Annotated in this window: 11 protein-coding genes; 6 read left to right on the top strand and 5 right to left on the bottom strand. The window is 49.4% G+C overall.

What is annotated here, in order from left to right; all coding sequences use genetic code 11:
* On the top strand, positions 1-152 hold a 152-nt coding region (locus H6750_21140; GenBank protein MCB9776819.1), incomplete at its 5' end, for an IS256 family transposase.
* A gap of 169 nt (positions 153-321) precedes the next feature.
* Here the strand turns inward: H6750_21140 and H6750_21145 are convergent.
* The 3 genes from H6750_21145 to H6750_21155 all read right to left on the bottom strand — a co-directional run bounded on the left by H6750_21145 (position 322) and on the right by H6750_21155 (position 4,446).
* Positions 322-1,266: a sel1 repeat family protein gene (locus H6750_21145; protein ID MCB9776820.1), complete on the bottom strand. Its 945-nt coding sequence runs from the start codon at positions 1,264-1,266 to the stop codon at positions 322-324.
* A gap of 622 nt (positions 1,267-1,888) precedes the next feature.
* Positions 1,889-3,649, bottom strand: a complete 1,761-nt coding sequence (locus H6750_21150; protein MCB9776821.1) for a hypothetical protein — start codon at positions 3,647-3,649, stop codon at positions 1,889-1,891.
* Positions 3,650-4,089: 440 nt separating this feature from the next.
* Positions 4,090-4,446: a hypothetical protein gene (locus H6750_21155; protein ID MCB9776822.1), complete on the bottom strand. Its 357-nt coding sequence runs from the start codon at positions 4,444-4,446 to the stop codon at positions 4,090-4,092.
* Between the two features lie 20 nt (positions 4,447-4,466).
* Here H6750_21155 and H6750_21160 point away from each other — a divergent pair, with 20 nt between their 5' ends.
* Positions 4,467-4,709: a hypothetical protein gene (locus H6750_21160; protein MCB9776823.1), complete on the top strand. Its 243-nt coding sequence runs from the start codon at positions 4,467-4,469 to the stop codon at positions 4,707-4,709.
* 307 nt (positions 4,710-5,016) lie between these two features.
* Here the strand turns inward: H6750_21160 and H6750_21165 are convergent, their stop codons facing one another.
* Positions 5,017-6,315, bottom strand: a complete 1,299-nt coding sequence (locus tag H6750_21165) for an IS256 family transposase (protein ID MCB9776824.1) — start codon at positions 6,313-6,315, stop codon at positions 5,017-5,019.
* A gap of 178 nt (positions 6,316-6,493) precedes the next feature.
* Between H6750_21165 and H6750_21170 the strand changes: the two genes are divergently transcribed.
* From H6750_21170 to H6750_21180, 3 genes are all read left to right on the top strand, one after another.
* The gene (locus H6750_21170) at positions 6,494-6,793 is read left to right on the top strand and encodes a hypothetical protein (GenBank protein ID MCB9776825.1); all 300 of its coding nucleotides are present in this window, start codon (positions 6,494-6,496) and stop codon (positions 6,791-6,793) included.
* Positions 6,794-6,975: 182 nt separating this feature from the next.
* Positions 6,976-8,115 (top strand): transporter, encoded by a 1,140-nt coding sequence (locus H6750_21175; GenBank protein MCB9776826.1) that lies wholly within the window; start codon positions 6,976-6,978, stop codon positions 8,113-8,115.
* Positions 8,116-8,174: 59 nt separating this feature from the next.
* Entirely contained in the window at positions 8,175-8,993 is an 819-nt protein-coding gene (locus H6750_21180; protein MCB9776827.1) for a carboxypeptidase regulatory-like domain-containing protein, read from the top strand.
* Positions 8,994-9,034: 41 nt separating this feature from the next.
* Here the strand turns inward: H6750_21180 and H6750_21185 are convergent, their stop codons facing one another.
* A complete protein-coding gene (locus tag H6750_21185; protein MCB9776828.1) occupies positions 9,035-9,577 on the bottom strand; it encodes a hypothetical protein in 543 nt (180 codons plus the stop codon).
* Positions 9,578-9,820: 243 nt separating this feature from the next.
* Here H6750_21185 and H6750_21190 point away from each other — a divergent pair, with 243 nt between their 5' ends.
* Positions 9,821-11,734: a sigma 54-interacting transcriptional regulator gene (locus H6750_21190; GenBank protein MCB9776829.1), complete on the top strand. Its 1,914-nt coding sequence runs from the start codon at positions 9,821-9,823 to the stop codon at positions 11,732-11,734.
* The last annotated feature ends 461 nt before the right edge of the window (positions 11,735-12,195 follow it).

Genomic DNA, 12,195 nt, shown 5'->3' on the forward strand with positions numbered 1-12,195 from the left:
GGGCGTTTCCGACGGATGAAGCCATCCTCAAAGTGCTCTATTTGGGGATGCAGCGCATCGCCAAGAAATGGACCGTGCCCATTCCTGAATGGAAACGAGCCTTAAATCAATTCGCCATGCTGTTAGGAGATCGAGTGCCAACAAGAATGTAATTCACAATCAGTTACACAGAAAACGTGACAGGCCCACAGAATGGCCTGATTGAACGGTTCTTTCGCAGTTTGAAGGAGGCATGTGTGTGCAACACCACTTTGCCGGATTTGCGGACGCGCAGCGGGCGGTTTCAACGTGGTTGTACTGGTATAACGAGGGGCGGCCGCATCAGGCCTTACAGTACCGAAGCCCGCGGCAATATAATATCGACAGGAACAAGCTGCGAAGGTGGCTTGACTTCAGGGGAGCATTACAACCTTGTGATGACGCCGCTTGGTGATACCACTGCAAGGCTGTTCTATAGTTCTTTTCAACTCCCTCACCATTTTTATAGGCATCGCCTAGGTAATATTGGGCCGATGAATTTCCCTGACGCGCACTTTTTTGACACCATTCCAAAGCCTTTTTTTCATTTTTAGGCAATCCCTTGCCATTACCATACATATGGCATATTTTATTCTGTGCCTCAGCATGCCCCTTCTCTGCTCCCGTGAGATATAACTCACGGGCTTTAGAAAGGTTCTTTTCTAGACCATAACCCCATTCATACATATACCCCAGCTTATATAGATGTTCAGGGAAACCCTCTTTGGCCGCTTTCTGATACCACTCCCTTGCCTTCTGATAATCTTGTTCAACTCCTAAGCCGAACTGGTACAACTGCCCCATGTAGTCTTGGCTTATAGCAAGCCCCTGGTCTGCCGCTTTCTGAAACCAGGGCAGGGCTTCTTGGTAATTTGGTTTGTCGTACAACCCATTTATGTTTATTGATCCCAGATTGTGTTGAGCAGCCACATATCCTTTATTCGCAGCTTTTTCATACCAATCACTCGCCTCGGAGTTATTCCCAGCTTTTGAAAGTGCCCTTCCTAATTGGTATTGGAGTTTTAATGAGGTAGGATTGTGGGCTACGGCTTGCCGACATATTTCTAGAGTGGCGTTCCCATTTAGTTCTTCCCATTTAACCCCAATTCCTTTGGTATCTGGGTTTATTGGACTTGCCGCCAACGCATCACATTGTTGCTCGAAGTTTTCTGCCTGGGAAAATTCAGAGGAAAGAAAGAATAGAAATATCGATAAAACGATTGCCGAAAATCGAGAACGTTTCCCCATAAACCCCTCCAAAGTTTAATCGCTGAGATTTCACGAAGACTATCAGACTCTGCGGAAATCTGTACCTCATTCAAAATGATGGATGGCGTCAACCGAACATTTTCCGTCAGAAATTTTAATTGCCCTGATGGAGGCACCTTCCCCTGAGCTGTGGGTATCTTACCGGCCACGTGGCTCAGGAACAGGTAATCAGGGAACTTCTTCACTAACCCATCAAAAGTATAGGGGAATTATGGTCTCGTGGGAATCTATGCCCGTTTTCGTGAACAACCCATTATTTGCACTAATTCTGCCATGATCAAGAAAGGGGAAATGAAAACCCAAGTGAGCCAAAAGCAGACATGCGCCCAGATGTTCTCTTCACTTACGGCGTAGTGACAACGTTTGGTGGGTGTTTGTTTGATTTCAATTGGTGTTTGCGACAAAACCACGGAAACTGAGGCAAAAGCGATGATAGAGCCAGACCGCATGGCTGATGATGTCGGCAGGATAGCGATGACGTTTGTAGCTGATGGGGTGAGTTTTCATATGAGGCAGTGTGCCAAATCTGCGTTAACCTGACAATATCGTTGACTCATTTCAGGGACTGGACTCAACGAAATATTGGGGCCAATCTTTTCACTTATGGGATTGACTTATTTTCTCTTAACGTTCGATCTACCATTTCCGGATTACGTGGAGGCGAGACTCGGAAATAGATCTCGGTTAAAAAATCATCTGCCTTACAATACAAATTGCAACTTGTCCGATTTCCGAGCACTTGCTGAAACCCTGGTTTCTGACAATATCTATAGGAAAAGCGCGAACCATCCGGAGAGAGTTGAGCCGATCTATCCCAGAAAAACGAATTGGAGTAACAAGATTTTCCATCACCCGTTAGCTTTCTTAATTCTTTGTCTTTGAAGTTAAACGTTCTCGTATTGAAATCAAAATTCCCTTCGCTCCATATTGGTTCCCCAATGTCCGCAGGAGATGAGTCCCTTTGCCCATGACGAACAATCTTCCCTATCAACACACTCTGACCATTCGTATCCTGTTGTTCAAGAATAACTATAATATCAGCAAGAGGTGAACCCACATCCCATGGGTCTGGGTCAAAGGTAGTACTCCAAAACCCTTCCAGAGTATGCTGAAATTTTTCAAAAGGGATTCCCTGAACCTCCGTAAGAATTTGGTACCATAACACTTCACTTTTTGCCACTACAGCCTGTCGATACTCCTCAAAGAGCTCCCGTTGCTCTCCGTTCTTCACAAATTCTGGGAATAAGCCTCTTAATTGATTCAGTAATTGGTTAATCGTGGTTTCGTTAGGCACCGTCGTTCGGACCTGTTCAAAAAATTCGGTTTTAGCTGCTTGAAGAATTTCTTTTTTCTTGGAAGCCGCTTCTTTAATGGCCGTATGCACGGCGGGGACCCTGGGGTACCGGCGATACGGAAATTTTTCGACCCAGCGATTCACGTCTCGGGCCCCATGCAATGTTAAGGGAAACCCTCGTAATGTTTGTAATTGGGCTTCCACTAAAAGAGGAACGGTCTCTTGGTAATAGTCTTCAAGTACTTTTTCATACTGATAATAAATAGGCAATTCTTGGTACTCTGGATGTGGGAAAATTTCCTGGAATATTTTAGCCGCTTTATTTAATGTTGCGTCTTCCACAGGTAACTGATGTAGGGTTTCTTTGAAGTGCGTTTTTTCTTGAAACTGAGTCCCTGCCTGTAACTCTTGTAGTAGGAGTGCCGTTCGGTCTTTTTCATAGGTTGCAAGCACTGTAGATACAGGTTCAAATATGTCGGCATACATTCCAAAGTCATTCTGAAAGTCTTGCAGCCATACCTGTCTTTCTTTGAGATTGGTCCTTGTATTTGGAAGGATTTGAAGCCCCCGCAATCGTTCTTGCACTAACAGAGTGATGGTATTTACATTTTTTTGTTGAAAGGCTTGAATAAGCCGTAATGGTCTTGGAGCCTCTTTAAGTGCACGCTCCAAGCCAGGGATAATATGTCCATGAAGCTTTTGAACGCCTTCCAAAGAAGGAGGGAGGGAATCTCCCTGTTCGGTTAACTCCAATACCGTACGCAACATTGGACTTTTTTCCCGACCATCTAATGACTTGGGCAAAGATGCGATGGCTTCTAGGGCCAAACACCTATTACTGGTGATCAGCTCTTTGGATTTATCTTGCAAGCACGGTTTCTGCAACCGGGCAAATGTTTCTTGAAATTCTTTGTCTTGCGGAGAAATGTAATTCGCACTTTCTCGCTCTTGCATTTCGGCCAACATGGCATCGGCGGTACCTGGTCTGGGAGCATGGCTTCCCCTATGACAGCTCGATAAGATTAGGGTACTTGAAAGCAGAAATACGAAAAAGGAATTTTCCCTCATAGCCTTGCTCCCCATTCGAAATGGTCAAACATCCAACGTTTTTTTATTCCAACAAAGATGACTGGTCTTCTCCAACCCTATTCTATGGCATGGTTAATTTGGAAATGGTGCGAAGTTGCATTTTTGAAAAAATTCTCAAAATTAAACTTTTGAAAATCAATGGGTTAGAAATTCAGAAACACTAATTTTTGGCTATTTGCACCATTTCGCACAATATGATAACGGTACAAACTTCAGATGGCTACAGACAATCATTCCTTCAAGAAAACCGAGTTACATCACAATCTTCAAACTGATGAAGAGGGCAACAAATTCTTCATTGATAAAAAGGGCCGCAAGATGATTTATGCCGGAACGGCTCGTACCCGAGAAGAGGTGATTGAAGCGATGCTTGATCGAGCCGTCGAAGCCGAAATGAAGCGTCGCTATCCTGACACGTATCAAGAGCCGAAAAAAAGGCACCGCCTAAGCCCCCTTTCCTTTTCTTCTCCTTTCTCGGGCATTTCAGGATTGCCCCCAAAAAATCCTGCTTTCTCCAAAACTTTTTGCTCGAGAATACCCGTGAAGGTCGATGCATTCTTTTTCGTGACCTGTCGCACCCCCTCAAATGAGCCCCTGCCCGTTGTGGTGGCGGAGTAGGTTTGTTTATCAAGCCTTGCGCCCGGCATCGCCCACGCCATGCGTTTCACTCCTGTCATGTTCGGCTGCTGACCCGGCGCGGCGGCCCTCGCCTGACCCCTGTTCTCCTCGGTGCTGAAATTGGCTTCCGTCTTCTGTGAGAAGCCAAGTTTCAACACCCAACAAAGTAGAACACATCATGGCGACCCAAACTAAAAACCCACCCCTTCACAAAATCCGTATCGGAGCCATCCACGCGGATATTTGGGAGCAGACCCCGGAAAAATGGCAACCGTTTCTCACGGTCACATTCACCCGGTCCTACAAAACGAAATCGGATGAATGGAAGCACGGCTCTTCGTTCAGCCAAGAGCACTTAGACACGCTCATGATTCTCAGATTTGAAACTCAACCCTTCTGGCAGACACGATTTCTGATATAGCGGTTCTGAAAAGAAGGCAAAAGCCTAGGACTTTTTTATTGCTGACGATGGGGTTTTAAGTTTTGGAGGAGCTTGAGATTGGTCGTCCCACTCATCCTTCATGGGGGGAACCGCTTTGGCTTTTTGGCGACGGTGAATTTGGGTCTGAATTCTTTTGCTGGAAGAGACAGGGGGAGATGGGGAGAACCCAGGAGTTTGTTTGTCGGGAGACTCGGGAGGCATGTTGTCACTCTAACATGTCTGATCGCGTTGACGCTTCCGAATTTTCTTCCCGAGCTATTGTCAAGTCTGGTGTCTGAGTTGTTGGTTACGCGGCGACCGGGTCCGTGATTGTTTCTTCGATCCCATCCGTAAACGTGACGCCCTTGATCACTTGGGCCAACTGCCTGAAGCCCCGGAGCCGGCGCCAGGTTTTCTCTGCACAGCGTCCCAGCTTGAACATCATGTGCAACATCCCATCCCGCGTCAGACAGCCTTTGGTGCGGTTGGTTCGGTGCCGAATGGTGCCAAAGGTGGATTCAATGGGGTTCGTGGTCCGCAAGCTTTGCCAGTGGGCGGCTGGATACGCATAGAACGTGAGTAAGGGCTCTCGATCTTTCTCCAGACAGGCCGTGGCCTTCGGGTACTTCGCCTCATAGGTCGTCAGAAACACGTCAAAGGCTCGGATTGCGTCGGATTTGGTTTCGGCCTGCCAGATCTCGTGCAAGGCTTGTTTCGCCTTGGGCTGCACACTCTTCGGCAACGCATTGAGGACATTGCGGGTCTTATGCACCCAACAGCGCTGGTGTCGGGTTGTGGGATAGATTTCCTCCAACGCGCCCCAGAAGCCCAGGGCCCCATCACCAATACCGACCGCCGGGGCCGAGAGTCCCCGAGCTTTGAGGTGCAATAGCACTTCCCGCCAGCTCTGGGTGGATTCACGTATCCCGTCTTCAATGGCCAAGAACCGTTTCTCTCCTTGGCTCGTCACCCCGATGACGACTAACGCACAGAGTCGCTGATGGTCTGCCCGCAGCCCACTGTAAATCCCATCCACCCAGATATCGACCCACTCGTCGTCATCCAGGCGGTGTTGCCGCCATGTCTGGTATTCCTCCCGCCACGTCTGCTTTAACCGTGCGACGGTACTGGCGGACAGACCCTTGGCCTCCGGCCCCACTAAGGCTTCCAAAGCCGTCTGCATCTCTCCCGTCGAAATGCCTTTCAAATACAGCCACGGAATCGCCGCTTCCAGCGTGGCTGTTTTCCGCACATACGGCGGCACCAACGCTGAGTGAAAGGTCACCGGCGGCCCCTGCCGACTGCGCACCTTCGGGACTTGGACCGGCACGGGGCCGAGGCCTGTTTGAATCTCCCGCTCCGGATGATGCCCATTGCCAACAACAATGGCTCGCCCTTGCGCATCCTGCTGATCCGCATACTGCGCTAATAAGTCGGCCCGCTCGGCCTCCAAGGCATGGGCCAGCAGTTGTCGGGCCCCGGTTCGCAGTAATTCGGTTAACGTATCCCGACTCACTGGTTCTTCTGATGATGGTTTGCTACTCTCTAACATCGTGGCGTCTCTCCTTTGTTCGTGGTTGATTGAAGGATGTCTCGCAACACCCATTTCAACCCGAAACGCCGCGTCTTTTCAGCTCACCCAAACACTACTTTTAACTATAACTCTAGCCTTCTTCCTGACTGGCAAAATTAGCAATATGTCGTCAATCGCTACACTGATAAGGTTGAAGTCATATGCCAAATCTGTTACTAAAAAAGGATATGGTGTATCGAATGTGTCGCCTATGAAGCGAATTGCTCCCATTGTCACGGTGTGGTTAATCGCCTGCTTACTGGTTGTAAGCGGTGTCCTGAGCGCTCAGGCCGTTGAGCACAGTCAACACCATGCTCAACATCATGCGAATGTTCATGCCACCTTGCTCTGTGCCTGGTTTTGTGCGGCCGGGCAGACCATAGAAACTGTCGAATTAGTGTGGGAGACGCCCACTGCCTGTTTCACCGCGATTGTGTGTTCTCCTTCGAATCCCACTCAATCAACTCCCCTTGTTTCTTCACCTTCGCGAGCGCCTCCGTTTTCCCTCTAGACGGCTTGGTTCAAACCCAGACGTTCACAACGGTTTCATGTGGTTCGCATCCACCACAGCCCTTTTTGACTCAGAACGGCTGCAGTGAAGTGGATGTGAGCTGTGGGAATAGGGAATAAGCCATTGTTTTCCTATTTTCCCTATCTTTGGAAACGGATTTGATCACAACATACGGAGTTGTTATGAAATATTTGGTTCGGCATCGTTCGGTTTTGGCGTTTACCGTGGGAGTAGGCATTTCGTGTCTGATGATGGGTTCGGCGGCGGGCGCCCTGTTGGATGGGGTGATGGGAGGAGTGGAGAAATCTTTGGCGAAGCGGGCGGAGGAAAAAGGCGAACCGCTCATCATTGGAAATTTTTATCAGGCTGAACGGCCGGACTCCCACGGTCCCATTGGCGTGATGGGCGACCATACGCATAACAAAGGCGAATTCATGTTCTCCTACCGGTATATGCGGATGTTTATGGATGGAAACCGGGATGGCACGCACAACGTCTCGGCCAGCAATGTCCTGAGTGCCTATGTGGTCACTCCCCTGCAGATGACCACCCAAATGCACATGTTTGGATGGATGTATGGCTTGAATGATACGGTGACCCTCACTGCCATGGTTCCCTATGTCATGAAATCCATGGATCATCGCAACAGGGCGGGGGTGAAGTTTACGACGAATTCCAGTGGGTTTGGAGATATGAAATTGGGGGCGTTATGGCGGTTATATGCCTTTGAAACGCCCAGCATCGGTTCTCACCGATTTCATCTGAATTCGGGAGTATCTCTTCCCACGGGGGATATCAACCCACGGGATAATACACCGCTAGGCAATAATACCCTCTTGCCGTACCCCATGCGCTTAGGATCCGGTACTGTGGATCTGTTGCCCGGATTAACGTATACCGGGCTCTTGAATGATGTCACCTGGGGTTTTCAGGCCTTGGGGACGATTCGTCTCGGCGAAAACCAACAGGGGTATCGTGAAGGGCATCGTTATCAGATTAACAGCTGGGGGGCCTACCGATGGGCGAAATGGGTGAGTACATCGGTGCGGTTTAACTGGCAGCAATGGGGGAATATCAAGGGGCGGGATGGCCAACTCCAGACCACCGTTGGCCCCAATCAACTGGTTCCGACAGCCGATCCTGATCTTCGGGGTGGGAGACGATTGGATGTGTTAGGCGGAGTGAACATTTTGTTCCCCGAGTGGATGGGCCTGGAAAATCATGTAAGCGTGGAAGCAGGTCTTCCCATTTATCAAAATCTTGATGGGCCGCAATTGAAGCAAAGCTATTCATTTTGGGCCAGCTGGCAAATCGTGATGTAAGTGAACGGTGATACTCTGTGCCATATTATGGGTTCTGCTCGGGTAATGGAGATGAAACCATGAGAAACGTATCCGTCGTGGCCGGATTCTGTTGTTTGGGGCTTCTCTTTGTATGCGCGTCTCAGGGAAACGCGTATGAAATTCAACCTGTCAACCAGGGTGGGGGGATTCAGGGGCAAGTCTTTTTTGCCGGCACCCCTCCCGCCCCTTTAGTGGTTGAAGTGGATAAAGGACCGGAAGTGTGTGGGAAAGAACGACAGTTGGTGAAGGTTGAAACGCAGAATGGATGGTTGTCCGGAGCCGTGATTCTGGTGGAAGGGATTCAGACTGGAAAGCCCTTTCCAGTCCAGGCTTTTTCTGGGAAATTACCAGGGGAGGGAGAGTTTCGTTACCAAGGAGGGGAAAGGCTTGGGTTGCAGGTCAAGACCAAGGGATGCAACTTTGGTCCCTTCACTGGGGTGGTTGCCGTGGAGGATCCGGTCATATTTGAAAACCAAGATTCCATCAAGCATACCTTACATACGTTTGCTTCGATGGATAGCAAGGGGATCATGCTTCGCACCATTCATAACCAGGACCTTCATCCAATGGACTCCATGGCTCGGACCTTTGAGGTGGATAAGCTACGGGGGAGCCGTGTGGTGCGAATAACCTGCAACCGGCATGATTTTATGCAAAACTGGCTGTATGTCGTTGACCATCCGTATTTTGCTATTTCGGATCAAGACGGGCGTTTTGCGATTCATCAAATCCCCCCCGGACGGTATACGGTGTTGGCTTGGCATCCGATCTTGGGCGAACAGCGGCAGGACGTTCATATTGCTTCCGGCGGGCAGGTCACGCTCGAATTTCGTTTTAGTCGGGCGCAATCAGAGTAGCTGGCAATCGTGTTCAGGCCGTGTGGACTGATTGCGTGAAATCAACAGCCAAATCTTGAGTCGCATGGAGGTTGCTTAAAGCCTCCGTGCGGTCCAGGCGACCATTCGGGGCCCGGGCCAGGAGGGTCTTGAATGTCACGATTGTTGTAGGGTTCTTCATTGCCCGTGATGCCGTCCTCATAGGCGTCTTTCCACATCTCACCCTGATCTTCCTCGAATGTCCCATTTCCATTCAAATCGATCCAATAGAAAATGGGGTCGCCCACGGTCAGCACTACCGGCGTGCCGAAATCATCTAGCCAGACTTCATAGGTTCGGCGCGCGGTCATAAAATTCACACTGCCGGACCCTGTCAAGTCGAATTCTCGGAAGAATAAGTCATTGCGCCAGTCATAAAACGCGTTCAGTTCTCTCGGGTCAAACTCTTCGGGTTCCTCCGGAAGTTTGGGACGAGGTTGTAGAGAGGAAAAAGGAGAGGCATTCATCCCGACGAACAGGCAATTCGACCGTGAAGTTTGCGTGCAGACGTGGCTATCTGGGAAGGGCCAGGACGCTCTTCCTTCCACGGAGTTCGTCATCAACATCGAGAACATTCCGGCGTATAGGAGGAGAAGCTGTCCAGATCGCATTGTGCCCCACTCACGAACAAGATGATACACCGAAATTGTATGCCTCATTGGGAGAAAAGGGCAAATGCCGCTCTCTTGCCGTGGTCCGTCTGGCACCAGAATTCTCGCCATTCTCCGTGGTGACCGATATAATTCTTTTCAATGTCGCGGACACAGGCAGGATGGCTTACCGCTTTGCTGGATTCTCAATAATCGGCTATGGAGTCAGAATCAAATAAGAACAGAGATGGGGAGTTGGCGAACACGCTCCATCATTTGAGGGAGCGCGTGAAGGAACTGAGTGCCCTGCACGCCACGGCCCAATTGTTTCAACATGAAGACTTATCGATTGAAGAATTGTTGCAAGCGGTGGCCAACTTCATTCCTCCTTCCTGGCAATATCCCGATATTACGGCTTCGCGTATTCGGTTTGGGTCTTTTTCTATCAATACGGCTAATTACGTGCCCTCTGTCTGGAGTCAGCGAGGAACCTTTACCTGTCAGGATGGAACCCCTGGGGAAATTGAAGTGGTGTATTTGGCGGAACGGCCCCAAGAAGCTGAAGGTCCCTTTCTCCGCGAGGAACGAAATCTTTTGAACTCGCTGGTCGAGATGGTTCGGTTGCAACTCGATCGAAAACGTTCTGAAGACGCCCTTCGTGAAGCCTATGACGACTTGGAACGGCGGGTCCAAATGCGAACCGCGGAATTGACGGAAGCCAATCAACTGCTCTCACGGGAAGTGGCGCAACGGAAAGAGGCGGAAGCTCAACTGGAAGCGTTGGTGGTGGAGATTCAGAAAACTCATGATGATCTGATCGCCATTTTAAACCAACTGCATATTGGAACAGCGTTGACTGACCGGGAAGGACGCGTGATCTTTTTAAGCAAGGCGGCCCAGGGATTGTGTGGCAAGCCACAAGTTCGTGGAAACGGCGAGTCCTGGCAGGTGTTGTTTGGACCATCTTCTAACCTGCCTCAGTTAGAGGCGATGGTCACACTTCCTCCCGAAAAACGGGAGACGGTGCTCGTGCATATGCCAACAATCAGCGGTGAACGAACACGGTGGGTCAACGTGGACATACGGGATGATCCCAGAGACCCCGAACGGAAAATGTTTTTTCTTTATGACGCCTCGGAAGTCCAAACGCTTCGGCAGTTGTTGACGGACGGACAAAAGTTTCATGATCTCATCGGTAAAAGCCAACCGATGCAATTGGTCTTTCAGCAGATCCAGGATTTTTCAAAAGTTGATTCCACCGTGCTGATCGAGGGAGAAACAGGAACGGGAAAGGAATTGGTGGCCCGCGCGATTCATCAATCCAGCCCCAGAAACGGTGGCCCCTTTATCGCGGTCAACTGTGCAGGATTAACCGAGTCGTTGGTGGCCAGCCAACTGTTTGGGCATAAGCGTGGGGCGTTTACCGGGGCGATATCCGACCAGCAAGGATTGATCGAGGCCGCAGAGGGTGGCACCTTATTTCTTGATGAAATTGGGGATATCCCGGTAGCGATTCAAACCAGTCTGCTGCGTGTGCTCCAGGAACGCGAAGTGACTCGTCTTGGAGAGTCGACCCTCCGGAAGGTGGATGTCCGCGTATTAGCTGCCACACATCATGATTTGGCCAAGGATGTCCAACAAGGAACCTTTCGTGCCGACTTGTTATATCGGATTCGGGTCGGTCGGGTGCTTCTGCCCCCGTTACGGGAGCGACGGGAGGATATTCCCCTTTTGATCAGTTTCTTTTTAAGTCATTATCGGGCCACCACAGGGAGGCCGGTAGAATCCGTCAGTAATGAAGGCATGCGGGTGTTAATTGCGTATGACTGGCCGGGCAACGTTCGCGAGCTGAAGCATGCGATAGAATTTGCGGTCGTTCGATGCCACCATGATGTTATTCAACCTGATGATCTACCCCCGGAAATTTTGAAATATCCCGAAAACAAGGTGGAGCCGGCTTTTCCTGCTGTATCTATGCAGGCCTTCAGTCGTGATTGCTATGAGAAAGACCAACTGCTTGCCGCTTTAACGCGAACCGGCGGTAATCGTTCGGCTGCGGCAAAATTATTGGGAATTAGTCGTCTCACCCTGTATCGCCGCTTGTCTAAGTTCGGTCTTCCTTCCCGAAAATAATTCAATTTCCCTGTCACGATTTGCAATTTTTTCTTCCACTTCGGGTGGGGGCAAGAATAGAACCTGATTCATATCCAGTCATCCGTTGCGTAACGAATATGATCGTCACGTAGATACAGAAGTGTTGCTTGATGTAACAGAAGTGTTTCTTTGGATGTTTACATGATGTTACAGCGTTGGTTCGACAAAGAAATTATAAATTATTGAATTAAAATGGATATTTTTGTTTTTTGGTGATGGCATGGAAATTGGTTATATGGAAAATTAGAAGTGAGCAATGGATATCCAAGGAAGGTGGAGGCCGGTCAAGTTGAGTGGTGTCGTATGAGGGTTCGATCTGAAGAAAAATCGATGGAAAAGGAGGTTGTCCCTATGAAAAAAATTATCATGATATTCGGGATCCTTGCGGCGATCATTGTCCCAGCTATTTCTTTAGCAGGTGAGGACGTTATTGAATCTCA

The sequence above is a fragment of the Nitrospiraceae bacterium genome, assembly GCA_020632595.1.
Classification (GTDB): Bacteria; Nitrospirota; Nitrospiria; order Nitrospirales; family UBA8639; genus Nitrospira_E.